The sequence below is a fragment of the Sphingobacterium litopenaei genome (assembly GCF_014692495.1).
In the GTDB taxonomy this organism is placed as follows: Bacteria; Bacteroidota; Bacteroidia; order Sphingobacteriales; family Sphingobacteriaceae; genus Sphingobacterium; species Sphingobacterium litopenaei.
The window spans coordinates 1-24,185 of sequence record NZ_JACOIJ010000006.1 but is presented as its reverse complement, the minus strand read 5'-3'; the positions used below and the strand labels follow the sequence as shown (position 1 = coordinate 24,185).

Genomic DNA, 24,185 nt, shown 5'->3' with positions numbered 1-24,185 from the left:
AAAGTAGAGATGGAAAATATGAAAACAATACTTATTACTGGAGGAAGTCGAGGCATCGGAGCGGCTACAGCAATATTGGCTGCAAAAAAAGGTTATGCTGTAGTCGTGAATTACTGTAAAAATAAATCGGAAGCAGAGAGAGTTGTTTCGCAAATAAAAAAAGATGGAGGAGTCGCAGTAGCTCTTCCGGCAGATATTACCAAAGAAAAGTAGGTATTAAATATGTTCAGAGAAACAAAGAAAGCATTTGGTAATATAAATGTATTGATAAATAACGCCGGTATACTCAAACCTCAAATGCGATTTGAAAAAATGAGTATGGAGCGGATTGTTAATGTTTTCAAAACCAATGTTTTTGCCTAGTTTCTTTGTGCGCAGGAGGCTATTAAGCAAATGGCATTTAGCCGTGGCGGTAATGGTGGTGTAATTGTCAATGTATCTTCTTTGGCTTCGAAATTGGGAGCGCCAGACGAATATATTGATTATGCTTCTAGCAAAGGTGCACTAGACACTTTTACTATCGGATTATCCAAAGAGGTTGCTACAGAAGGTATTCGGGTGAACGCCGTACGTCCAGCATTTATTTATACAGATATTCATAAAACTGGTGGAGAACCTGACAGAATTGAAAGAATTAAAAATTCTATTCCATTAAGAAGAGGTGGATTGGCGAAGGAAGTGGCTGAAGCGATATTATGGCTTGCTTCCGATGAATCGTCGTATTGCACAGGAACGTTTATTGACGTTTCAGGAGGGAGATAATTTGAAAAAGTGGTCTCATGAAAACAAAATATTTAGAGAGCGTCCGCAAACAATTTGCGTAATACAAGATGCTCGGTGAAAAAACATTCGCCCAAGTACCAGATGAAAAATTGTTTTAGGAGTACAACGATGATATCGCTCATTTTACCGATGAGTTTTTAAATCCAAAAGATGAAGAAAAATGATAACATAAGAAACAGCAAAAGAATTTGCAGAGCAAGGTTGAATGCATGGAATAGCCACGACATCAATAGCATACTTGAACATTACGACAACAATGTAGAGTTTCTCCTTTAATTTCCTTGTTTAACTTCAATAAGGATGGCGTAATCCAAAATAAAGCGGATTTGAAAACCTATTTTGAAATAGGTCTAAATGCTTATCCAGATTTGCATTTTCAACTTCATCATTGCTTTGTGGGGGTAGATTCTTTTGTAATTTATTACACATCTGTAAAAGGAAGACTTGCTGCAGAAGTTTTTGAACTCAATGAAAATAACAAAGCAAAACGAGTGCTTTGCAATTATAAAACCTAAAAGAACCTTCGTTATGAAAATCATTTATTACAAGAAAGAACATCAATATGATTTTGAAAGGCTTAATAAAGCATGGTTGAGTAAGTATTTTGATATTGAACCGCTTGATATTCAGTTTCTATCGAATCCCGAAGAGTTTATTCTTAAAGATGGTGGAACTATTTTATTTGCAGAATATCAAGGATATATTATTGGTACAGTTGCTTTAGTTGTTGTAAAGCAAAATGTTTATGAATTGGCAAAAATGACTGTTGATGAAGCGTATCACGGTTTAGGGGCAGGGAAATTTTTGTGTACATCAGCCATTAAAGAAGCAAAAAAGCGAAATGCAGAAAAAGTGATTTTGTATACCAATTCAAGATTGGAAACAGCAATCAATATCTATCGCAAGTTTGGTTTTAAAAATACTCCTCTTGATGGGCAAAAATTTAAAAGAGCCAATATAAAAATGGAATTAATTCTCAACACATTAAATAGCACGCTATGACATTTACCTTATCAAAATCCTTAGAAATACTTGAAAGGACACCTAGCGTGCTTTCAAATCTACTTTCTGGTTTGTCTGAAGAATGGATAAACGGAAATGAAGGTCAAAATACTTGGTCTGCCAAGCAAGCGGTTGCCCATTTAATAGTCTGCGAAGAAACGAATTGGTTACCCAGAGTAAAGATTATATTGTTCGATAATACAAATAAAACATTGGAACCAATTAGCATGACTTCGCATTTTGATGTGGCAGTGCACCATACGTTGGATTCCTTGCTTCATGATTTTGAAACCCTCAGAAAAAATGGAATAGAAGCGCTAAAAAGTTATCATCTCAATGATTTAGATTTTATAAAATCAGCCTTCCACCCAGAAATCCAAGAAGTCAATCTTAAACAGCTTATATCGACCTAGGCTATCCACGATTTGACTCATATTAACCAGATTTCAAGGGTTTTGGCAAAACAATATAAAAATGAGGTTGGCCCATTTAAAAAATATCTTAAATTGTTGCAATGCATTTAGCATTTGAAAAGTATATTGTTTTAGAAAGTTCAAACTTGCTTCTGAAACCCATTACTTTGTCAGATATTGACAATCTATTATATATTGCTACTTCTGATAAAACATTAATTCAATATTCACCAAAGCAGATTTATACAAAAGCCTTATTGACTACATATATAGAAAATGCTTTGGATATGAGGAGAAATCACAAAAGGTATGCATTTAGTATCTTTTCGAAATCTGATAATTGCTATGTTGGCAGCACCTCTTATTTAAATATTGTGAATGCGGATGATAGACTTCAAATTGGAGCTACATGGATTGATAAAAAATTTCAGGGAACAGGTTTAAATAGCGAATGTAAATACCTTTTGCTGCAATATGCTTTTGAAACACTTCAAGCGCATCGCGTAGAATTTTCAGTGGATGAGCGCAACATACGATCCAGAAAAGCTGTAGAAAAAATCGGTGGTAAATTGGAAGGGATTTTGAGAGAGCATACTTTGATGTATGACGGATTTAGAAGGAAAACATGTTGTTACAGTATTATTAAAAGCGAATGGGAAGCTGTAAAAAGCAGACTAGAAATATTGATTGGAACCAATAGTAAATGCTAAAATAAAGATTCGGTGCCATAAAGGATTGAATTTTATCTATTGAATCATTATTTAGATCTGAAATCTAGAAAGAATATTTATTAATCTAGGTTAAGAATTCTACCGCGATTAGGAGATAACTTTGTTGTATAAATCATTAAGGAGGATAAAATGAGAACAATAATTCATAAAGCAGATAGCAGAGGATATGCAGATCATGGCTGGTTAAAAAGCTACCATACGTTTAGTTTTGCAGGTTATCATAACCCATCACGTATGCATTTTGGTGCATTGCGCGTGTTGAACGATGACTTTGTTGCAGGTGGTAATGGTTTTGGTCGTCATCCACATGATAATATGGAAATTATTTCGATTCCGTTGGAAGGAACTTTAGCACATGGCGACAGCATGGGCAATGAAGGAACTATTCAGCCCAATGAAATTCAAGTGATGAGTGCTGGAACTGGTGTAGCACATAGTGAATTCAATGGAAGTGAAGTTGATCATGTTCGGTTTTTGCAAATTTGGTTATTTCCGAATAAAGAAAATGTAACGCCTCGATATGATCAAATAAAAATTGATCCTGCGGATAGAAAGAATAAATTGCAGCAAGTGATTTCACCAAATCCAAACGACGAGGGAACGTGGATTCATCAAGATGCGTGGTTTCACTTGACGGACTTGGACACAGGAAATTCTGTGGAATATACGTTAAAAGGTGAGGGTACAGGCGTGTATATTTTCTTATTGGAAGGACAATTAGAGGTTGCTGGTGAAATATTGGAAAGAAGAGACGCTATTGGAATCACAGATACTACAGAAGTTGCATTGACTGCTAAAGAAAATGCTTCTGTTTTGATCATGGAAGTTCCGATGGTATAAAATAGAATATTTAAATAGGCTAGCCCTATCTATCTTGTAAAAGATAGGGCTACTCTATTTCTAGGACACTTTTGTAATGAGAATGTACAAAGATATTTTTGAAAAAGTAAATTATCTTAAAATGCATATTTTTGCGTTATGCTAAAATATATTCAATTATTAATCCTCGTTCTTTTATTACCATCATTATTAAAGGCAAATGAATCTTTAGTTTTGGAAAGTGACTCCATATTGTTTTCTGTTGATTCAACCCAAAGATTCCCTCGTAATTTTTGGAAACCTATTAATATCATTGGGCAAGATAGTGTTGAGCGTGAATTGATTCCTACGCGTAAGAAACATTTTTGGCGTGCAGGTACAGAATGGTTTTTAGCACAAGCCTTTCCCGCAACATTTAATCGCTTTATCACTGTAGATCCGTATTCTTTTATCACTTTCAAAAATTTTATTGATCACCAAAAATTCAGTGCTTGGGACTGGGACGATAATCAGTTTACAACCAATCAATTTGATCATCCCTACCATGGACAATTGTATTTTAACTCGTTCCGCAGTAACGGTTACAATTTTTACGAGTCTAGTATCGCGACTTTAGCAGGTAGCTATATCTGGGAAACGGCAGGGGAGACGCAACATCCTTCGATTAATGATTTAGTGAATACAACCTTTGGAGGGATTATTTTAGGGGAAATGACGCATCGTGTATCCCGTAATATTTTGGCTCGCAGTAAAAACGGTCAAAATATGATCGGAAATGAAATTGTTGCCTTGCTGGTAAATCCTGTAAATAGTTTGAATCGTCTGTTGGACGGTAAATGGGGAAAGAAAATTGACGATTACTACGCCGTCGATTCTTCGCATATCAGTGCGGAATTTGATATGGGGTTACGTCGATTTGATGCAAAAGAGGGAGACTTTTTACAGAAGGGTAAAAACTCTATTTATACGAGATTGCGTTTTCATTATAGCAATGGCGATCACAATTATAAGAGGCCTTTTGATGAGTTTCACGTGAACTTTGAATTGGCTAATGGCGATAGTACGACAATTCAATCCGTGAATGTGCATGCCTTATTATCTGGAGCTAAATTTTTCAAATCTAAAAAAGGCGAGCACTTTGGAACTTTGAATGCACATTATGATTTTTATAATAATGATGCTTTTTTCTATGGCGCGCAAAGCTTAGTTTATAATTGGAATTCGGAATTTCGATACAAAAAAGAAAATCGCTTGAATCTTTCCATAGGAGCTGGTGCTGTTGTATTAGCTGCGGTGCCGGATCCGTATTTATTATATGGTGCTAGCCGTAATTACAATTATGGTTCAGGAGCTTCTTATCGGTTTAGAGGAGCATTAAGTTTGCTAAATCGCTTAATGGTTACCGCAGATTATAATGGTGGTTATTTTCATACAATCAGCGGAACAAAATCATATTATATTCTACATACTGCCACTTTGGAAGGAAGTCTGCGATTATTTAAGCGCTTTTCGCTAAATGTCGCTTCTGGATATTTCGGATTACAAGGACATTTTAGAGATCAACAATACCCAGATTTTCAACGAGAATTTCCTTTTGGACGTATATCTGTAGGTTATAATATTCAATTTTAAGGACATGTGAATTAAGCATATTGCATATGCTCCATATCTTTTCCAAAAATGTGGATATCGTTCACGACTTTAAAACCTATTCTTTCGTAAAGTCTTTTCGCATTTGGATTATCTTTATCCACTAGAAGACCTAAGGTATGATGCTGTTTATGAACAATTTCATCAATGGCATATTGCAATAATTGCTTACCTACACCTTTTCCTTGGGCTAATGGACTAACGGCAAAAGTATCAATATAAAATTCCCCTGCTTGTGTTTCATCTTCTGCCCAATATTTTACATCACGATCCGCTTTTATTTTATCCCAAATGGGTTTTCGTAATTCTTGAAGTTTTGCACCGTCATAAATCGAAATTTGACCAATAATAGATCCATTTTCTTCGGTTGCAACAAAGATATTTTGATAGGAATATTGATTGTTTTCTTGCGCTACGAAATGGGCTAAAAATGCATTTGCTTTATCTCGATTTTCTTCGCCTATAAATTGATAGGTGATTTCTAGCATGGCCAGATTTATCAATTCCGCTATCTGCGTAGCTTCTGTTTTCTTTGCAGGACGTATGAACATAATAAGTGAAAATAAAAAAAGGTTAGCAAATCATTTGCTAACCTTTTTACATTCTAAAAATCAATAAAAATATTATTTTTCTAATTCTTGAAATTTATCGTAATCGATAGCTTCTGTGTTGATTTTCACAGCAGATTTCAAGTGTTCGTATACTTTCAAAGCTTTTACTTCTTCGAATAAACGGTTAGCTTGTTCTCTATCAGATAATAATTGAAGTGCAAATTGACCTAATTGCTCATCAGTAGGCTCTTCGTTGATGTTGTACATTTTGATTTGTGCGTAGATACGTTCTTTCGCTAAATCTACTACCTCGTCGTATTTAACTTCTAAGTTGTTAGCAGTAACGATACGGTTTTCGATGATAGTCCATTTCAAGTTATTGATGAAATCAGCGAAACCTTCTTCGATTTCTTCAGCAGACAAGTTAGGGTTTGTAGCTTTTAACCATCTTTTTAAGAAGTCTTCAGGGAATTTTACGTCAACTTTATCCATACCGAAAGTATACATATCGTTACGTAATTTTTGAGCTGAATTTTGTTTGAATAAGTTTTCAACTTCTTCTTTTACTTTAGCGTTGAATTGCTCTTCAGTAGTAACTTCTTCCGCATTGAATAATTTGTCGAAGAACTCTTGGTTCAAGTCAGCTTCCTCAAGACGGTTGATATTTTTAACTGTCAATTCGAACTCAGTAACGTCCAAATTAGTAGCTTCTTCTTCGTTGATACCTAAGATACGCGCTAAGTCAGCAACTTGAAATGCTTTTTTAACGTCGATTTTCACTACGTCATCTTTTTTAAGACCAGCCAATGATTTTTTAATCTCAGCGTCTTCGATGATGTCCGTACGAACTGAAGTTGTTTGCTCAATACCTTCTTCTTTAGCTTGTTTCAATGTAGCGTATAATACGTCACCTTCTTCAGAAACCTCAGGATTAGTCATTTTACCGTAGCTACGACGTAAGTTTTTGATACGTTCAGCCAAAGTAGCTTCGTCAGCTTTGATATCGTATTCAGTGAATTCTGATTCAGCTGTGAAAGGAATTTCGAATTCTGGAGCTAAACCAATTTCATAGTTGAAGCTAAAGTTATCTTTGAAATCCCAGTTATATTTAGCATCTTCTTCCCCATCCACAGGAAGAGGTTGACCCAATACTTCCAATTTTTGTTCTGTGATATATGCTGAAATTTTTTCGTTTACTACGCGATTGATTTCGTCAAAAAGGATTGATTTACCAAATGTACGTCTGATATGACCTACTGGAACCATTCCAGGACGGAATCCAGGTAATTTTGCTTTTTTAGCTTGATCTTTAATCGCTTTGTCAACTGCCGGATTATAATCTTCTGGTGCTAAATCAACGGTAATTTTAGCGTTGATGTCGTCGATTTTCTGATGTGAAATATTCATACTTTTTAAGCGTTATTTTCGCATTATAAAAAAAATCCTCCCGATTCATTTTGTTCGGGAGGATATCAAGTGCGGAAGAAGGGACTCGAACCCCCACGCCTCGCGGCGCCAGATCCTAAGTCTGGTGCGGCTACCAATTACGCCACTTCCGCAGTTAGGATTTTTTTATTGTGACACAAAGATAGAATCATTTTCCATATTTGTCAAGTCTTGTTTTGAAAAAACTGCATTTATTTTGTCCCTTATTTTCTAAATGACTAAAAGCAAGACTATTAATTTTTAGCAATTTTATTCAAAAATAATTTGCAGGTATGAATAATATCTATAACTTTGAATATCAAAGTACTTTTATGGATCAAAAAGACTTAATTAATCAGATCGGGCAAATTCGCTCATTGATGGAAAAATCATCCAAGTTTATGTCGATTAGTGGACTTTCGGGTGTTTTAATCGGTAGTTATGCACTTGTAGGTGCATTTGTAGGATATACATTAATATATGGATTTGATAGTGTATTTGGCTATAGAGATAATTATGTAAATAGTGAACTCGTTCCAACTTTAATATTTATTGCTGCAGCTGTATTGGTGGTATCAGTAGGTACGGGATATTATATGGCTAAGCAGAAAGCAAAAAAATCAAGTCAGTCTGTTTGGAATCCTACCAGTAAGGCTTTATTCAAAGCGATGGCAGTTCCATTGCTAACGGGTGGGATACTTTCATTTATATTATTATATAAAGAAAACTATGGAATGATTGCTTCTTCGATGTTGATTTTTTATGGTTTGGCGTTGAGTGCTGCGTCAAGTTTTACTTTTAAAGAATTGCGTTGGTTGGGCGTTTTGGATATTATTTTAGGTTTGTTAGCTTTGTGCCTTCCTGGATATGGTATCTACTTTTGGGCAGTAGGGTTCGGAGTATTACATATTATATATGGTTTAATCGTTCATCAACGTTACGAAAAGTGAGTTTGGATCTATCACTATATGACAAAGTATTAGAGAATCGTGTGCGTTTGCAAATCATGAGTGTATTGGTGGCAAACGAACACTACGATTTCAATTCGCTGAAGGAACTTTTGGAAGTAACGGATGGCAATTTAGCTTCGAATCTAAAAAGTTTGGAAAAAGAAGGTTATATCACCGTGGAGAAGTCTTTTGTAGATCGTAAACCTAATACCAAGTATAGAAAGACTGATAAAGGTCAGAAAGCTTTTGAAAATCACTTAGTAGCACTAGAAAATCTAATCAAACAACAGTACAAATAAATTTTTTTATCTATAAACTTTGAAATTCAAAGTACTTTTAAAATTTTAATATGAGACTTAAATTTATGTTATTCCTTTATAATGGTTCTTCTAAGCTGTATGCACAAGTTTTCAAACGTAATAAAAAAGCTTGGGGATTATCGGTTAATGATTTTTTGAGGTATTCGGAAAATTCGTTAGGCTATGCTTTGGGAGAATTTTATCGATCTAAAGGTTTTGATATTATGCCCAAACTAGAAAATCATGATGTCTTTCACGTGATTACACAAACCAATACCGAAATAGAAGACGAGGTGGCGATGCAATATCTTTTGATGGGAAATGGCAAACGCAGTCTATATATGTATGCTATGATTACTATTGGAACATTCATTTATCCCGAATTTATACGCTATTATATGTTTAGCTACCAAAAAGGAAAATCGTTAAGCACTTTTCATCATATAGAATTCAAAGATTATTTGGCTAGACCTTTAATTGAAATTCAACATGTGCTTTACAGGAAAACAACTTTTCAGACTATATAACTATGGAAACAAATAACGAATTGATAAAGTTAGGATTTGAAGGTGTTAAGATATATTTGACATATATCTTGATGCTTATTTTAAAGAGAAATCTTTGACAGAATTTGCAATTAAATTAGCTCTTCTTAATACCAACTTCGTGGATGATATTGCATAGCAAAATACACAATAATTCCTAGCACATTAAAAATCAATAAAGCAATTATCCAGAGTAATTTTTGGGAGAATGAAAGATTTTGATTTTTCACTACCTGATAAATGGCACTTGCCCAAAGGCTTATTGCAATTATGATTAAAAGGATATACATAATCAATCAGAAGCGTAAATAAGGAAAAAATGGCGGTAGATTTATATAGCAGGGTTTGCTATATTTAATTTGCTAAAATTAACCAACCGCCATGGTAAATATAAACGTATTTTCTCAGATATTAAGTCTAGTTGACCGTGACATTTTTAATAAATTGGTTCAAAAGTACCAAAGCGACAAGCATCATAAAGGAATTAACAGTTGGACACACTTTGTTAGTATGCTTTTCTGCTATCTTTCATCTGCGGATTCCGTTCGTGATATTTCTAATGGTCTGCGTAGTACTACAGGTAACATGAGCCACATGGGCATCTCTCGGACACCCAGCAAGTCCAATTTATCCTACATCAACAAACATCGCGATCATCGCCTATTTCGAGATCTTTATTACAAACTTTTGGAACATTTGTGGAATAGAAATTCTCCTAGACGAGCTGAGCTTAATAGACTTAAGCGGAAAGTATATCTCATGGATGCTACTATTATTCCTTTATGCTTAAGTGTATTTGATTGGGGTAAATTCCGCAGTGCTAAGGGAGCGGTGAAACTTCATACTATACTTGATTATGATGGCTGTATGCCCAGTTTTGTGCATATCACAGTTGTGTGGTGATTGTGGATAGAAGCTGTGATAATCAATGTTATATCTTTACCCGAGATCGTCATTGTATAATTTATTTCTTGAATATAGTAATATTTATTATTGAGGTAGCCATACTAGAGATATACATTCTAAATTAGCTTATAATTATTTAATGTAAGACTTTCGTTCTTAATAGAGTTAGATATTTTTTATAACTTTGGTGAAGAAAATATACTTCTTAACGAAAAGTAAATTTCTAGTAAATATCTGCTTATATGTACAGTTCAATATCGGACTACGACCTTCAACTCCTCATTAGCAACGATAGAAATCAATCTGCATTTCAAGAATTGTATAATAGATATTGGGATAAGATATTTGCTTCTTGTAATAATAGGCTGCAAGATGTGGAGGCCGCAGAAGATATTGTGCAAGATATTTTTATTTCTCTTTGGCAACACCCTAATTTACCACAAATCCAAAATTTATCCGCTTATTTATTCCAAGCTACTAAGTTTTCAGTAATTAAATATTTGAATCGTATTTCGCGTTATGATTCTATCAATCCGCTTGAGTTTGGCGTATTGGATAGGTTAGATCAAATGGATTTGAACGAAGCGTTAAATTATAAAGAGATGCATTATATACTAATGCAGGGCGTAGAACAGTTGCCTCCGCAAACTAAATTGATTTTTAGATATAGTCGAATAGATCATTTGAACAGTAAAGAAATTGCGGAGAAATTAGAAATTTCGCCTCGTACTGTTGAAAATCAAATAAGCAAAGCCCTAAAAGTGTTGCGAAAAATTCTACGAAATACTCAAAATTTTATAATTTTTTTATTTTAGACCGTGCGTAGGTAGTTAGTTGTAGTACTATATAGTAGTAACTAACATTTTATGCACCCTAATCAAGAGATTAACGAAATAATCCAGCGTATCAACCAAGGTATTGCATCGGAGTCTGATAAAGATAAATTAGAAGCTTGGTACAATAGTTTTGATGATACGCAAAGTACTATTTATTCTACATTTTCACCTGACCAAATAAAGGAATCTATTTGGCACCGGGTGTCTGGTCAGTTATTTAACGAGAAAATCAAAAAGTTTAGAAAGCTTTATATAGCAAGTGCTGCAGCGGCCGCTGTGGTCGCTGCAGGATTTTTCTTTTATCCAAGTCATGCTGAAAATAATAAGCTTACCTCTGGGGTACGATTATTTGATGAAAATGGCAATGGTAGTGTTATAAATTCTAGTTTGGAAGATTTTCTGGATTCTACTAAATATGTAGGTCTTGCAGGAAACTCCACTGATTTAAATGTCCGCGTACTTCAAACTGGCCATGGAGAGTTTATTAAAGTAATCCTTCCTGATGGAAGTAAGGTAGCGATGAACAGTAATACAAAAATTCAATTGAAAAAGAATTTTGGAGAGGAAGGTAATCGTATTGTATACCTCGATGGTGAGGCTTTTTTCGATGTAAAAAAACATAACAATCAAAAATTTATTGTACGAACTAAGGATCAATCTATTGAAGTGCTTGGTACAAAGTTTAACGTGAAATCTTACGCCAAATTAGCTGAAACAGTTACTGTTCTATATGAGGGTAAAATAAAGCTAAGGAATGAACAAAAGGCTGTAATGGTAGCTCCAAATGAAGTTGTTACCAATGATGGTGAAGACTTGATTAAGGTAGCAAAAGATGTCAAACATACGACAAGTTGGCGTCAAATGAAGTTCTCATTTGAAGAAGAGCTGATCCAAGACGTTATAGAACAACTATCCAATTGGTATGGTTTTCAGATCCAGTATCAGGGCGAAATTCCTGTTCAGCGTATCTCTGGCGAATTAGAGCAAGGAATGAAACTAAAAGATGTCTTGCTGGTATTAGAAAATCTAAGTGGAGCTAAGTGTCAGCTTTCTAATAATATTTTAACAATTCAATTTTCGAAATAATTTAACCTTATCATATGAAACACAAATGTCTTAAGAAGCGTTTGGCGAAAAGTAAATCGGAGTTGTTGTCCTTAAAGATGACAACGCTGATGACTGCGGGGATGATAACAATAGCCTCTGCGCATACATTTGCTCAACGTATTCAGTTGAACGTAAAGAACCAAAATCTGAGAACGGTTTTGGCTCAGTTGGAAAAACAAAGTGGGTATTCGTTTATTTACGATTCAAAATTATGTACTTCTCAAATTTTTAATCTGAATTTGGATGAGTCGTCTGTGGAGACTTCTCTTGTAAAGTTGTCTAAAGAATTAGGTTTTGAGTACAGTATTGTAAACAAGACCGTAACCCTAAAAACCATCCAACAAACAGTAGAATTGTCGGGAAAAGTTAGTTTACTTGATGAAGACGGAGTAACAAGACCTGCTACTGGGGTGAGTGTGACTATTAAAGGAACATCTAAATCGGTAATGACGAATAATGCGGGGGAATATAAACTCAATGCACCTTTAAATTCTCAAATAGTTTTTAGTCTGATTGGTTATAAGAAGAAAGAGGTCAACACAAATGATTTGGCTGTAAATCGTAATGTCGTTTTGGAGTTGAGTAACGAATATATCGATGAAGTAGTTGTAATGGCATATGGTCGGAAAGAGACTAAAGAAAACCAGACAGGTAGTGCATTTACCATTACAGCTAAAGATATAGAAAACCGTCCGGCTTTACGTATCGATGCGTTGTTGGAAGGTTTGGTACCGGGGGTTGAATTTCAATCGCAGGACGGAGGTTCCAATGCATCTGCACGTCCTCGTTTTAGTACCAGGGTCCGCGGTGAATCATCTACCTTAGGTGGAACGACTTCAAATGAGCCTTTATGGATTGTGGATGGAGTTCCATTGTATACAGGTGGTACTACGAACTCTATTCCGGGAACAGATGTTAGTGTAAGTCCCCTTACGTATTTGGATGTAAATGATATAGAATCTTTAACGGTGTTGAAAGATGCCAGCGCCACGACTATATACGGTGCAAACGGCTCTAATGGGGTAATTTTAGTTACGACTAAAAAAGGAAAGGGAAAGCCAAAGATAAGTTATTCTCTACGAGCGGGTTTGAATAAACGAGTAGGCAATAACTTTACCTACTTGGATGGTCCACAATACCTTTCTATTGTGAAAAGAATGGGAATGCTGGATGGACTAGGAAATATTGATACTACTGTCAATACCTACTGGCCAGATCATTACTTTAGAAATGGATTTAATACGATGCATAGCCTTAGTATTAGTGGTAGTACTGATAATATATCTTATTATTTGTCTGGAAATGTCTATGACGATAAATTAATTACTATAGGCAATACAACAAAGCGTTACTCGATGAATTCTAACCTCCGTGCAAATGTAAGTAAACGCATGACTGTTTTTGGAGGAATTAATGGTTCTTATAATTTGAATGACCTTTTTAATCCAGGAAATGCTTATTACCAATATTCTCCACTTATAAGTCCATACGGCACCAAAGGTGAATATATAGAGCGTGATCCAAATGGTCGTTTACTACAGAATATGCCTGGATTAGCTGAGCAAAATGATCATAACCAAAATGCGATTTGGATATTGGGTAATGCTGGATTTAATTATAGCATTATTGATGGATTAAATTTCAATACGAATAACGGTTTTGATATTTCGAGTATCAATGAGAATCAGTACGAGTCTATGAATAACTATACAGGTAGATCAAGTAATGGTTATGCTTCAAGGGCACAAAATCAGGTGGTCAATTTGGTGTCTTCGAATACGTTGAATTACATGCGGGATATCTTTTCGGGTAAATTTGATATTATGGTAGGTACAGAAGCTAGACGTGAGAATAGACATTCTGTATCCGCGGGCGGTTGGAATTTCCCTAATGACAATATCCGTGAAATCTCATTTGTGTCCTCTACAAATAGAACTGGGATAGGATCCAGAGCTAAACAAACATTACTCTCATATTTTGGAAGAGCTGGCTATAATTTTGATGACCGCTATAATGTGAATTATACTTACCGTAAAGATGGAAGTTCAAACTTTGGTAAGGACGTAAAATGGGGAACATTTAGCTCTATAGGTGCAGCTTGGACAGTAAGTAATGAGTCTTTTTGGCCAGAGAATGATGTAATGAATTTCTTGAAATTCAAAGTATCATATGGTACAACGGGTAACTCACGTTTCTCATCAAATTATGCCAAAGGGGTGTATTCATATGCCGACGATAATGCCTATGGAGGTAATGCCGGTGCTGTAATGTCACGTGGTATGAACGATAAATTAAAATGGGAAACTACCAATATGTTAAATACGGGTATTGATTTCGATATCTTCAGACGTGTGAATATTGCTGCGGAATACTATCGTAATATTACGCACGATTTAATTGATGATTCCTATGTATCAATGGTAGGTGGTTTCAGACGTATTTACCAAAATGTGGGTAAACTTCAGAACTCAGGCTTTGAGCTTACAGTAAACTCATATAATATTCAGAAAGAAAATTTTAAATGGAATACAACTTGGATTTTGTCTCTAAACCGTAACAAAGTATTAGAATTATCCGAAGGACTGGATAGATCAACTGGTAATACGATTATGCGCGAAGGATATAATTCTAGGTCTCACTATCTAGTACGTTGGGCAGGTGTCGATCCTTCTACAGGAGATCCAATGTGGTATGATATAAATGGAAATATAACTAAAGTTTACAATACGGCTAATCGCGTTATTGTGGGTAATCCAACTCCTGACTTCTATGGAGGTATCACTAATAATTTTAGTTATAAGAATTTTGGTTTGTCCGTATTTCTAAAATATAATAAAGGCGGGTATTACTTTGACCAGATCAGTAGAAATATCGGACAGGATGGTCTGAATATTTTGGACGGAAACCAAGGTGTTGATGTTTTGAATGCATGGCAATATCCTGGCTATTTGGCTACTTTCCCAAGATTATCTAATGTGTCGACTTCTTCAATTATGAACTCCACACGCTATTTGAAGGATAGAACATACTTAGCCTTGGAAAATATCAGTTTTAGCTATAGGTTAGATGATAACCTAGTTAAGAAATTGCATTTGTCAAATCTTACATTGACAGCGATGGGTTCAAAACTAGGAATGTGGACACCGTATAGTAATAAAAAAGGTACAGCTAAGAATTTTGTAAATGGAAGTAATGCTAATATTATCAACGATAATTCTATTGTGATGAATACATATGATATGGTATTAGAATCCAATGTAAGAACAGCAAACTATTCATTTGCAATTAGTGTAATGTTTTAATCAGAAGAAAAATGAAATTTTTTAAATATACATTATTATCTACCGCACTTTTATTCGGTTCCTGTGGTAAAGGTTTCTTAGAGGTAGAACCAATTGGACAACTTGGGCGAGAGCAATTATTTGCAGATCCTAATGGTGTTCGTGATGCTTTATATGGCAGTTACAATTTGACTGCTAAATTTATACAATCGGAATATGGTATATATAGCGATATCCGTGGAGAAGATGTAGTACGTATGGTTACTCCAGGTAGTAATTATATGTTAAATGAATATAATTATAGCTATAATCAAGAAGACCAAGTGGGGGCAACCTTCAATATATGGGCTGATGGCTACGCTACTTTAAATAATATTAACAATGTATTAGAAGGTATAGAAGAATTACGTGCGAGCTCATTAAATTTATTGGAAAAAGAGCAGCTTAACAAATACGAGGGTGAAGCGCGTGTATTAAGAGCGTTGGTGTTTTTTGCTTTATCAAATGTATATGCACAGCATTATACTTACACAGCTGATGGATCTCATTTGGGTATTCCAATTCCTACTAAAACTCCAGCACCAGGTGTTAAGATGCCCCGTGCTACAATGAAAGAAACATATGCACAGATTATATCAGATTTAAAATCAAGTATAACCATATTATCATCTGTTGCTAATGAAAAGATATATGCTTCATCGGATGCCGCTAAAGCTCTTTTGTCACGTATTTATTTATACATGGGTGATTATGCAAATGCTGAAAACTATGCTACGGAAGTATTATCTACAGGTAAATATAGTTTAGTACCAGCCAGTGAATATCAAGAGATGTATAGAAGCAGTACTCAGATTGTTGATTTTAAAACAATTAAGGGTGAAGTTTTGTGGCAGTTAAATTTGACAAATTTATCTACGCCTTATATGGCTTCATTCTATAGTTCTACTAATTTCTTAGGAACGACTAATTCTGCTTACTTCTCTTTATTTGAAAATAACGATGTTAGAAAGTCATTAATAGCTACAACGAATTCTGGTAACATGACTTTGAAATATTATGGTTCTGGTAGTGCAGGAACAGTAATGCCAATTACATTTAAAGTAGTACGCTCTGCCGAGTTATATTTGAATAGAGCAGAAGCATATTACCAGCAACAAAAATATGACTTAGCCGTTCAGGATTTGAAAGTTGTACGTGCACGTGCTTATAATGTTTCACCAGAGGCTATTACCGTTACATATACTTCACCACAAGATTTATTTAAGCAAATCAAAGATGAGCGTCGTAAGGAATTAGGTTTCGAAGCTCACCGTATCTATGATATTTTACGATATAAAGAATCCGTAAATAGAGGTGAGAACTGTAATGCTACAGCTTGTTTAATCACTTATCCCAATGATATCTTCGTAATGCCTATTCCAAAGAATGAATTAGATGCAAACGAGCTTATTAAACCAAATCCAACAGTAAATAATTAACATATGAAACGTATAATAAACATAATATGCTTAAGTGTTTTATCACTGTTTATTACTTCGTGTAATAAAGAGTTGATTACACCTTATGATAATCCATTTTTTTATATACACCTCAATCAGGCATCGAGCGTGAACATACAATCAACACGTAATGAAACTGTTGATTACAATGTATATTTCAGTACGAAAATGCAGTATGATCCTATTACATTAAAGTATGATGTAATCGTTGGTAATGGATTACAAGAAGGAGTAGATTTTGAATTGGTAAGTACTACAAAAGAATTGGTTTTCAAACCAGGATATTTTGAGATGCCGATTTCTATTAGATGGAAAAGTAACCCAATTGATCCTGCAAAGGATAATACCGTAACTATCAAGTTGATTTCTAATGATAAAAACATTACGATAGGTTTGCCGGGTCCAGATAAAAATCAATCCGAATTTAAAATTGTAAAAATTTAATATGCAGAAATCATCACATATAGGTTGGTTGATGGCATTAGGCTTTTTAATGGCGTGGAGCGGATTGACCGCTCAGCCATTGAAGCAGGATGCTAGGCTGGTGTCGGGGGTATTGAAGAATGGTTTTAAATATTATATTTATCCAAATACAGCAAGCAAAGAACAGACAGCGTTACAATTATTTGTTAATGCTGGAAGTCTACAAGAAAACGAAAATCAATTAGGACTGGCTCATTTTGTAGAGCATATGGCTTTCAATGGTAGCAAAAACTATCCAAAGAATGAGGTTATTACCTACTTAGAATCATTGGGTGTGAAGTTTGGTGCTGATTTGAATGCGCATACCTCTTACGATGAGACGGTTTACAAGATTACTTTAGAAACCAAAACAGAAGAAAATCTGTATAAGGCGTTGGATATTGTGTACGATTGGGCTTACAACTTGAGTTTTGATCCTGAAGAAATCGAAAAGGAGCGTGGAATCATTATTGAAGAGTGGCGTACCAAACAAGGTGCTTCTGCACGTATGAGTGATCAGACCTTACCGTTGATATTCTACAATTCCCGTTACGCGAATCGTAAACCTATTGGTACCTTGGAAATCTTGCGCAGTTTTTCGCGTCCTACAATTCTAGATTTTTACAATACTTGGTATAGACCAGATTTGATGGGAATTGCCATTATTACGAATCAGGATGTTAAGAAAACAGAAAAAGTAGTGAAGAAGTTGTTTTCTAAGCGTAAAAAGAACTCAAAAGCCCCCGCACGCGAGCGTTATGCGTTAGCTATACATAAGGACACCTTGGTAAAGATCTATACGGATAAGGAAGCAACAAGTATTGATTTTTCGTATATCACCAAATTGCCTGCTATGTCTGCTTTACGTACAGAGCAAGATTTAGAAAAAAGATTAGTACGTAGTTCATCCAACTCGTTAATTCAAAAACGTTTAGAGAAGATTGCTCAAAAACAATTGCATTACAAAAGCTCAAGTATCTCCTTTTCGGATTTATTATTAAATAATGGACTTTCTATTGGAGGTGCTACATTATATGATGATAATATCAACAGAGGTATTCAGGAATTTTTGGTTGAAAAAGAACGCATTTTGAAATATGGCTTCAATTCATCAGAAATAGCAGATTATAAAAAGCAAGTTTTGTCTCAAATGAAAAGAGCAGAAGCTTCTGAATCTAATCTGAATACATCTATGCTATTAGGTCAATTGAAAGATCATTTCTTCAATGGGGATGTGTTGATGGATAAGATAGACAAAAGAAATAAATCTTATGCTATAGTGGAGAAGTTGGATTCGTTGACTATATTGAATCACATTAGATCCTATTTCGAAGAAGGAAATACCGTGGTTTTATTATCTGCACCTGAACGAGTAGCTAAAGATTTGCCAACCGAAAGCGAGTTGAAAACCATGTTTGCGGTAGCTAAAAATGCACCTCTAGAAAAGTGGCAGGAAAAACAAAATATCCCTACTCAATTATTATCCAAACAGCCCTTAGCTGGTAAAGTAGTCCGTAAAAGCACTATAGCTGGTATTAATGTAGAGAAATGGGAGCTTTCGAATGGTGCTACGCTTTATATCAAACCTTCTACGGAACGTAGAAATCATATTCAACTAACAGGGTTCCGTGAAGGAGGGTTTTTAGCTCTGGATACAGCTCAATTTGTGAACGGTGTATTTGTTAAAAATGTATTGGCAGTAAGTGGTGCTGGTGAATTTGATAGACATTCCTTAACAAAATTTCTGAATGGAAATACGGCTTCTGCTTCTTTCATCATCTCTTCACATCGTGAAGGTTTGTCGGCTAGTGCCTACATGAAAGATGCACAGACGATGTTTGAGTTATTGCATTTGAAGTGGACTGATCCGCGTGTGGACACAGCGATGTTTGATGTAATCAAAAAGAAAGCGATTGATGCTGCTAAGAACAAACAATATAGTGTAACTTCTGCATATTCGGATCAAATAAGTAAAGCAATTGGTTCTGACGCTACAGAAAGTGAAGAATTGCCCGCAGATAGAATTGAAAGTCAATTGACTGCTGATGGCATTGTTCCTGTATTTAAGGAAAGATTCGGTTCTGCGAAGGATTTCAATTTTGTAATCATTGGAGATTTCAATATGGATACGTTGCAAAATTTTGTAGAGAAATATATGGCTTCAATTCCAGGCGGTGAGTATAAAGCTCAACAACGTGTGCCAAATTATTCTAATGTAGAAAATAAGGATATTCTTCTTTATGCTGGTGAAGCGGACAAAGCGACAGTAAACTTGTTTTTCCAAACAACAGATTATACGTATGATTATCCGCAGATTTTATTGCAAGATTTAGCAGAAAACATTATCAAAGTGAAATTGCGTAAGAATTTACGTGAGGAGCAGTCTGGAGTATATGGCGTGGGAATGTCTATTAGTGCAACTTCGGAGCCTATTACACTACTTCGTTCGCGTATCAATTTCACTTGTGAACCTCAACGTAAGGACTTTTTGATTGAACAAGCATTTGTAGAATTGAATAAGATTGCCAAAGATCCAGCTTATTTCGAGAAAGAATTGAAAGATGCTAAATTGGCTATGCTGCAGGACTACAACAAGCAATTTGATAAAAATTCATATTGGAGTGCTGAACTAAGAAATCATATCTATTTTGGATTCAAATCTTGGGATTATTTCACGAAGTACAATTCGATGTTGGATGCATTGACGGCTAAAGATGTTAGCCATTTTGTAGAGAATAAAATATTAAAAGCAAAAAAAATAAAGGCTGTTTTAATGCCTGAAAAATCTAAGAACTAATTATTATGAAAAGATTATTAACAGCAATGACGTTGTTCCTGTTAGTGACTTCAGTTTTTACATCGTGTAAAAAAGAAGAAGCATTTACAGATGACATGGTTTTGGAATCTTTCAGTTTTGAGCCTTCCAGTAATGAAGGACTTACTAAAACTATAAATGCTACAGTAGAAGGCAAAACTATTTATATCCGTGTGCCTAACGCTGTAGATATTAAAGCTGCGGTTCCTAGCTTTAGATTAAATTACGACAAATTTGTTGCTTTCATCGGAAATCAGGTAGTAGAGTCGGGTGTTACAGTAATTGATCTTTCTGCTCCTACTACTATTCGCTTTAGCGCAGAATCTTCTTTGTCTGAATACAATTTAGTAGGATTGCAAAGCGCTTCTATCTTGTCATTTGGATTTTATGCTGAAGATAATCCTGGAGTTTTATTCAGAGATTATTCGGCAAAAATAACCAAATTGGATATTAGTGTAGAATTGCCAGTTGATGCTGACATCACAGAATTGGTAGCGCGTTACACGACTTCAGATGGCGCAACTGTGAAATTTAATGGTGCTGCTTTTGTATCAAAACAAACGAAAGTAGATTATTCAATTCCAGTGAAATTAAATCTTTCGGATAGCGAAATGTCAGAAGAGGAAATTTTTACAGTTACGGTTGGTCGCTTGACTGCGCCAGTTTGGTCGGAAGTAGTATTGGCAGATTTCTTAACTGTTAATTCTGCAGCGTCATGGATAGAGATTAATCCATTGACTAACCAACCTTATTTTATGATTCAACGTTCGGGAAGTGCTGACCTTGATCGTAAAGCCGTAATTGGTAAATATGATCCAGAAACGAAAACATGGGTTCCAGTTGGAGCTGAAACTGGATTTTCTCCTACACGTGTAGATGCTATTTCTATGGATTTTGCCTCAAATGGTGACTTATATGCTGCTTACAAAGATTATGAAGTAACAGGAAAAGAGCAGTATGGTTCGGTTATGAAATATTCTAACGGCTATTGGTCTTTTGTGGGTGAGCAACAAGCTTCATTCAATCGTGTCAATTATATGGTCATTAAAGTAGATAAAAATAATATTCCTTATATAGGATATATATTTGCACGGGCAGCAGCTCCTTATCCAAATAGAGGTACTTATGTGGAAAGCTTCTCTAACTCGGCTTGGACTGGTACAACTCTTAATCCTTCTACAACAGGTTTCTGGTCGAAATTGGTAAAAGGGAGAGATGGTGTATTATATTACTTAACAATGGACTTAACCAGTGGTTCTGGTGTTCGTAAGCCATCTGTTTACAAACAAGTAAATGGTGGTTGGTCGCTTGTTGGTCAAATGAATGTAGGACCATCAACTTCTAATTCAGGTAACTTAAATATAGATTTAGATGCCTCAGAAGACGGTCAATTGTACTTGACTTATCAGTCTAATAGCCCAAGCTATGCTACTTATGTGATGCATTGGGATGGTACCTCTTGGAAGCAATTAGGGGATGGTTTTGCACAAACAACAAATAGTTCTGCTAATAGAGATAATGTAGCTATTAAAATACACCCAGATGGAAGAATATTCCTAGCGTACGGAGATGCGAATAATGGTATCAAAGTGACCACGTTTAATGAAACAACTGGTAACTGGAATCCTGCCACTCAATTAACTCCTTTAAACGGTAATAAATACGAAATGCGTATTTCTGACGAAGGGGTAGTTTATTTGGCTACTGTAATAGATAGTAAACCTGTTTTATTCAAATACGATATTCCAGGACAATAAACTAATTTTATATTTAAAAGAGCGCATTACTTGCGCTCTTTTAGTATAGTTGAAATTTTTGAATATGATTAAAAGTGATCTATTAAAATATATTGGTCTAATTCTTGGCTTTTCTGTTTTGGTAAATGGATATGCGCAAGACTTAACCAGCATACACAGCATCCGTGGACACGTATTTTTGGATAAAAATAAGAATGGAATTGTCGATAAAAATGAGCGTGGTTTAAAAAATATTTTGATATCCAATGGGGTTGATATTGTCAAAACAGACAGCAAAGGAGCCTATCAAATTCCATTAAAAAAAGGACAGTCTTTATTCCCTATTTTGCCATCAAACTATAAAATAGCAGGGCGTAAAAGTCGGTATATATTAAATGCTAATTACTATTATTTTCATCCGGATAGTACAGTTAATACCAATAATCCATTTAATTTTCTAGTCCATAATAAAGCTTCATCGGATAAATTTAGAGTGGGAGCAATTGGGGATGTACAGATTGACAATGAAGACGAATTAGCTTATGCCTCCAAAAGTATCGCCTCTGAATTGGCCAATGCAAAGGATATTGATTTTAATATTTTTCTGGGAGATTTAGTCAATGATAAAATTAAGTTGCTAACTCCTGTGAAAGAAATGTTGGAAAATATTCCTATTCCTTCATGGACATTACCAGGCAATCACGATAGAGATTTTGATAAGGAATATGCAATGAATCATGCATTTAATACGCATTTTGGAGCTGACACTTATTCTTTCAATTATGGTAAAGTCCATTTTATAGTACTCAACAATGTGTTTGCTACGGGTAAACGTACTTATGAAGGGCGAATCACTGCTGATCAACTGCAGTTTATTAAAAATGACTTATCCCATGTAGATAAAAAAACTACCATAGTAATTAATCAGCATATCCCAATGTATGGAACTAGAAACCGTGAGGATTTTTTTCAATTGTTGGAAGGATATGAGAATGTATTAATTCTATCAGGACATACACATGTGGTGAGTAGACATATTTTCAAAAATGGTGCAATCCATGAGATTGGGGCTGGTGCGACTTGCGGAACTTGGTGGAGAGGGGAGAAGAACAGCGATGGAATTCCGGATGCTTTGATGCAATGTGGTAGTCCTAGAGGTTATTTTATTATAGATTTTGACCAGAACAACTATTCTTTTAAATATAAAGCTGTAGGAATCGATGAATCAAAGCAAATGCGCCTTACATTGGATAGTAATGATATTATAGCTAATATTTTTGGAGGTAGCGATAGTACATTGGTAAAGTATCAAATCAACAATGGAGAATGGCAAATGATGAAAAAAACAAGAAAAGCAGACCCGTACGTTTCGAGCCTCGTGCAAAAGTATAAAGTTAAAATATATCCTACGGAAGGAAATACTGCTATTCCGTTGAGGGAACGTAATTCTTCGCATATCTGGACTGCTAAAAAGCCAAACACAAACAGCCAACTTCCATATACATTAAGGATAAAAGCTTATGATAAGTTTGGTTTTTCGGTAGAAGAGCAGTTTGTTTTATTTCAATAAAATTTTTAGCTAAAGCACATTTTTTAACCTTATTATTTAGGTTATGTACCAATGTGAAAATGATGTGCGAAAATTATTCAAAATAACCACTTTTGAATATTTCGACATTAGGTAAATCTATCATTTATTTTTCAATAGGTTATCTGTTAAATAATAGTATAATCAGTATTTTTATTGGAATTTACCTTGAAAACGATAATTATTATGATTGAAACAATTAAATACAAACTTTTTTTTAGTGTTTTATTTTGTGCTTTACTAAGTTTTTCACACGCCTAAGTTCATGATCCAAAAGATGAAAAGTTATATATGGATGTAAACTCTTGGATGAGAAATCTAGAACAACAATCGGGAGAGTTAATTAAGACATCATCGTATTTGGATACTGCGCAGGCAAAAGAGCAGTTAAAAGACACTGAAGGAAAAATTGCACAAATAAAGAAGTTGCCTCTCCTGTTTTGTGCGGTTAATTTCCAAAAGTAGCTTAAAGCGGTTGTAAAGGCCAATTTTTGATGTTTGCAAACGAAGATTAAATGACACTTTAAGTAGTGTTTTGAACGATTTGTGCTGATGTACTTACTTTTTTTAGACACAGTAGCGAAGTTTTTTGTGAATGTTTCTCAATCAAAATGGAGATATTTACAAAAGACGTATCGGACTGCATAAATAAAATGTTTTTTTGCATAAAATAAAACTATTTAATAGTAGAATGAAGATAATTTTTCGGACATATCAATTTGAATTGCAGCCAACACAAGAGCAAAAAGTGTTGTTGGATAAGCATTTTGGATGTATCCGTTACGTT

General features: G+C 34.9%; 23 protein-coding genes, 1 tRNA gene and 1 pseudogene. 21 read left to right on the top strand and 4 right to left on the bottom strand.

Going from position 1 to position 24,185, the window contains the following annotated elements:
• Positions 1–9: 9 nt before the first annotated feature.
• The 7 genes and pseudogenes from H8B04_RS04815 to H8B04_RS04785 all read left to right on the top strand — a co-directional run bounded on the left by H8B04_RS04815 (position 10) and on the right by H8B04_RS04785 (position 5,380).
• Positions 10–762: pseudogene (locus H8B04_RS04815) on the top strand (SDR family oxidoreductase).
• A gap of 347 nt (positions 763–1,109) precedes the next feature.
• Complete coding sequence (locus H8B04_RS17010; RefSeq protein ID WP_223815278.1) at positions 1,110–1,298, top strand: hypothetical protein; 189 nt, start codon at positions 1,110–1,112, stop codon at positions 1,296–1,298.
• Between the two features lie 13 nt (positions 1,299–1,311).
• Complete coding sequence (locus tag H8B04_RS04805) at positions 1,312–1,785, top strand: GNAT family N-acetyltransferase (RefSeq protein ID WP_165290646.1); 474 nt, start codon at positions 1,312–1,314, stop codon at positions 1,783–1,785.
• Positions 1,782–2,198: a DinB family protein gene (locus H8B04_RS04800; protein ID WP_190301632.1), complete on the top strand. Its 417-nt coding sequence runs from the start codon at positions 1,782–1,784 to the stop codon at positions 2,196–2,198. The genes H8B04_RS04805 and H8B04_RS04800 overlap by 4 nt, the downstream gene beginning before the upstream one ends.
• Positions 2,199–2,299: 101 nt before the next feature.
• The gene (locus H8B04_RS04795; RefSeq protein WP_190301631.1) at positions 2,300–2,908 is read left to right on the top strand and encodes a GNAT family N-acetyltransferase; all 609 of its coding nucleotides are present in this window, start codon (positions 2,300–2,302) and stop codon (positions 2,906–2,908) included.
• Positions 2,909–3,058: 150 nt separating this feature from the next.
• On the top strand, positions 3,059–3,769 hold the full coding sequence (locus H8B04_RS04790) for a pirin family protein (RefSeq protein WP_165290649.1): 711 nt from the start codon (positions 3,059–3,061) through the stop codon (positions 3,767–3,769).
• 138 nt (positions 3,770–3,907) lie between these two features.
• Entirely contained in the window at positions 3,908–5,380 is a 1,473-nt protein-coding gene (locus H8B04_RS04785) for a DUF3943 domain-containing protein (protein ID WP_165290650.1), read from the top strand.
• 11 nt (positions 5,381–5,391) lie between these two features.
• Here H8B04_RS04785 and H8B04_RS04780 read toward each other — a convergent pair whose 3' ends face one another.
• The 3 genes from H8B04_RS04780 to H8B04_RS04770 all read right to left on the bottom strand — a co-directional run bounded on the left by H8B04_RS04780 (position 5,392) and on the right by H8B04_RS04770 (position 7,508).
• Positions 5,392–5,949 carry a GNAT family N-acetyltransferase gene (locus tag H8B04_RS04780; protein ID WP_165290651.1) on the bottom strand — a complete coding sequence of 186 codons (558 nt, stop codon included), beginning with the start codon at positions 5,947–5,949 and terminating at the stop codon, positions 5,392–5,394.
• A gap of 72 nt (positions 5,950–6,021) precedes the next feature.
• Entirely contained in the window at positions 6,022–7,356 is a 1,335-nt protein-coding gene (locus tag H8B04_RS04775; RefSeq protein ID WP_165290652.1) for a trigger factor, read from the bottom strand.
• 70 nt (positions 7,357–7,426) lie between these two features.
• Positions 7,427–7,508: transfer RNA gene (locus H8B04_RS04770), tRNA-Leu, on the bottom strand.
• Positions 7,509–7,667: 159 nt separating this feature from the next.
• Between H8B04_RS04770 and H8B04_RS04765 the strand changes: the two genes are divergently transcribed.
• The 3 genes from H8B04_RS04765 to H8B04_RS04755 are packed head-to-tail and all read left to right on the top strand — an operon-like array spanning position 7,668 to position 9,150.
• Positions 7,668–8,324, top strand: a complete 657-nt coding sequence (locus tag H8B04_RS04765; RefSeq protein ID WP_223815277.1) for a hypothetical protein — start codon at positions 7,668–7,670, stop codon at positions 8,322–8,324.
• The gene (locus H8B04_RS04760) at positions 8,321–8,623 is read left to right on the top strand and encodes a winged helix-turn-helix domain-containing protein (protein WP_190301630.1); all 303 of its coding nucleotides are present in this window, start codon (positions 8,321–8,323) and stop codon (positions 8,621–8,623) included. The genes H8B04_RS04765 and H8B04_RS04760 overlap by 4 nt, the downstream gene beginning before the upstream one ends.
• Positions 8,624–8,673: 50 nt before the next feature.
• A complete protein-coding gene (locus tag H8B04_RS04755) occupies positions 8,674–9,150 on the top strand; it encodes a hypothetical protein (protein ID WP_190301629.1) in 477 nt (158 codons plus the stop codon).
• 125 nt (positions 9,151–9,275) lie between these two features.
• On the opposite strand, the gene H8B04_RS17425 is transcribed toward H8B04_RS04755, so the two are convergent.
• On the bottom strand, positions 9,276–9,458 hold the full coding sequence (locus H8B04_RS17425) for a PLDc N-terminal domain-containing protein (protein WP_190301628.1): 183 nt from the start codon (positions 9,456–9,458) through the stop codon (positions 9,276–9,278).
• Between the two features lie 91 nt (positions 9,459–9,549).
• Between H8B04_RS17425 and H8B04_RS04745 the strand changes: the two genes are divergently transcribed.
• The 11 genes from H8B04_RS04745 to H8B04_RS17420 form a co-directional block, all read left to right on the top strand.
• On the top strand, positions 9,550–10,071 hold the full coding sequence (locus H8B04_RS04745) for a DUF4372 domain-containing protein (protein ID WP_190301627.1): 522 nt from the start codon (positions 9,550–9,552) through the stop codon (positions 10,069–10,071).
• A gap of 245 nt (positions 10,072–10,316) precedes the next feature.
• Complete coding sequence (locus H8B04_RS04740) at positions 10,317–10,889, top strand: RNA polymerase sigma-70 factor (RefSeq protein WP_190301626.1); 573 nt, start codon at positions 10,317–10,319, stop codon at positions 10,887–10,889.
• A 51-nt stretch (positions 10,890–10,940) separates the two neighbouring features.
• Positions 10,941–11,996, top strand: a complete 1,056-nt coding sequence (locus H8B04_RS04735; protein WP_190301625.1) for a FecR family protein — start codon at positions 10,941–10,943, stop codon at positions 11,994–11,996.
• A gap of 14 nt (positions 11,997–12,010) precedes the next feature.
• Entirely contained in the window at positions 12,011–15,319 is a 3,309-nt protein-coding gene (locus H8B04_RS04730) for a SusC/RagA family TonB-linked outer membrane protein (protein WP_190301624.1), read from the top strand.
• Positions 15,320–15,330: 11 nt separating this feature from the next.
• Complete coding sequence (locus H8B04_RS04725; RefSeq protein WP_190301623.1) at positions 15,331–16,776, top strand: RagB/SusD family nutrient uptake outer membrane protein; 1,446 nt, start codon at positions 15,331–15,333, stop codon at positions 16,774–16,776.
• A gap of 3 nt (positions 16,777–16,779) precedes the next feature.
• The gene (locus H8B04_RS04720) at positions 16,780–17,241 is read left to right on the top strand and encodes a hypothetical protein (RefSeq protein ID WP_190301622.1); all 462 of its coding nucleotides are present in this window, start codon (positions 16,780–16,782) and stop codon (positions 17,239–17,241) included.
• Between the two features lies 1 nt (position 17,242).
• Entirely contained in the window at positions 17,243–20,056 is a 2,814-nt protein-coding gene (locus H8B04_RS04715) for a M16 family metallopeptidase (RefSeq protein WP_223815275.1), read from the top strand.
• A 5-nt stretch (positions 20,057–20,061) separates the two neighbouring features.
• On the top strand, positions 20,062–21,831 hold the full coding sequence (locus H8B04_RS04710; protein WP_190301621.1) for a hypothetical protein: 1,770 nt from the start codon (positions 20,062–20,064) through the stop codon (positions 21,829–21,831).
• 64 nt (positions 21,832–21,895) lie between these two features.
• The gene (locus tag H8B04_RS04705) at positions 21,896–23,380 is read left to right on the top strand and encodes a calcineurin-like phosphoesterase C-terminal domain-containing protein (protein WP_190301620.1); all 1,485 of its coding nucleotides are present in this window, start codon (positions 21,896–21,898) and stop codon (positions 23,378–23,380) included.
• Between the two features lie 327 nt (positions 23,381–23,707).
• Complete coding sequence (locus H8B04_RS04700) at positions 23,708–23,863, top strand: hypothetical protein (RefSeq protein WP_165290664.1); 156 nt, start codon at positions 23,708–23,710, stop codon at positions 23,861–23,863.
• A gap of 226 nt (positions 23,864–24,089) precedes the next feature.
• Positions 24,090–24,185, top strand: a 96-nt coding sequence (locus tag H8B04_RS17420) for a helix-turn-helix domain-containing protein (RefSeq protein ID WP_149914989.1), incomplete at its 3' end; no start/stop codon positions are given.

What these genes read in the sequence shown, in the direction of transcription:
- H8B04_RS04805 (WP_165290646.1), top strand. Translation starts at nt 1,312, where the DNA reads ATGAAAATCATTTATTACAAGAAAGAACATCAATATGATTTTGAAAGG.
- H8B04_RS04800 (WP_190301632.1), top strand. Translation starts at nt 1,782, where the DNA reads ATGACATTTACCTTATCAAAATCCTTAGAAATACTTGAAAGGACACCT.
- H8B04_RS04795 (WP_190301631.1), top strand. Translation starts at nt 2,300, where the DNA reads ATGCATTTAGCATTTGAAAAGTATATTGTTTTAGAAAGTTCAAACTTG.
- H8B04_RS04790 (WP_165290649.1), top strand. Translation starts at nt 3,059, where the DNA reads ATGAGAACAATAATTCATAAAGCAGATAGCAGAGGATATGCAGATCAT.
- H8B04_RS04785 (WP_165290650.1), top strand. Translation starts at nt 3,908, where the DNA reads ATGCTAAAATATATTCAATTATTAATCCTCGTTCTTTTATTACCATCA.
- H8B04_RS04780 (WP_165290651.1), bottom strand. Translation starts at nt 5,949, where the DNA reads ATGTTCATACGTCCTGCAAAGAAAACAGAAGCTACGCAGATAGCGGAA.
- H8B04_RS04775 (WP_165290652.1), bottom strand. Translation starts at nt 7,356, where the DNA reads ATGAATATTTCACATCAGAAAATCGACGACATCAACGCTAAAATTACC.
- H8B04_RS04765 (WP_223815277.1), top strand. Translation starts at nt 7,668, where the DNA reads ATGAATAATATCTATAACTTTGAATATCAAAGTACTTTTATGGATCAA.
- H8B04_RS04755 (WP_190301629.1), top strand. Translation starts at nt 8,674, where the DNA reads ATGAGACTTAAATTTATGTTATTCCTTTATAATGGTTCTTCTAAGCTG.
- H8B04_RS17425 (WP_190301628.1), bottom strand. Translation starts at nt 9,458, where the DNA reads ATGTATATCCTTTTAATCATAATTGCAATAAGCCTTTGGGCAAGTGCC.
- H8B04_RS04745 (WP_190301627.1), top strand. Translation starts at nt 9,550, where the DNA reads ATGGTAAATATAAACGTATTTTCTCAGATATTAAGTCTAGTTGACCGT.
- H8B04_RS04740 (WP_190301626.1), top strand. Translation starts at nt 10,317, where the DNA reads ATGTACAGTTCAATATCGGACTACGACCTTCAACTCCTCATTAGCAAC.
- H8B04_RS04735 (WP_190301625.1), top strand. Translation starts at nt 10,941, where the DNA reads ATGCACCCTAATCAAGAGATTAACGAAATAATCCAGCGTATCAACCAA.
- H8B04_RS04730 (WP_190301624.1), top strand. Translation starts at nt 12,011, where the DNA reads ATGAAACACAAATGTCTTAAGAAGCGTTTGGCGAAAAGTAAATCGGAG.
- H8B04_RS04725 (WP_190301623.1), top strand. Translation starts at nt 15,331, where the DNA reads ATGAAATTTTTTAAATATACATTATTATCTACCGCACTTTTATTCGGT.
- H8B04_RS04720 (WP_190301622.1), top strand. Translation starts at nt 16,780, where the DNA reads ATGAAACGTATAATAAACATAATATGCTTAAGTGTTTTATCACTGTTT.
- H8B04_RS04715 (WP_223815275.1), top strand. Translation starts at nt 17,243, where the DNA reads ATGCAGAAATCATCACATATAGGTTGGTTGATGGCATTAGGCTTTTTA.
- H8B04_RS04710 (WP_190301621.1), top strand. Translation starts at nt 20,062, where the DNA reads ATGAAAAGATTATTAACAGCAATGACGTTGTTCCTGTTAGTGACTTCA.
- H8B04_RS04705 (WP_190301620.1), top strand. Translation starts at nt 21,896, where the DNA reads ATGATTAAAAGTGATCTATTAAAATATATTGGTCTAATTCTTGGCTTT.
- H8B04_RS04700 (WP_165290664.1), top strand. Translation starts at nt 23,708, where the DNA reads ATGAGAAATCTAGAACAACAATCGGGAGAGTTAATTAAGACATCATCG.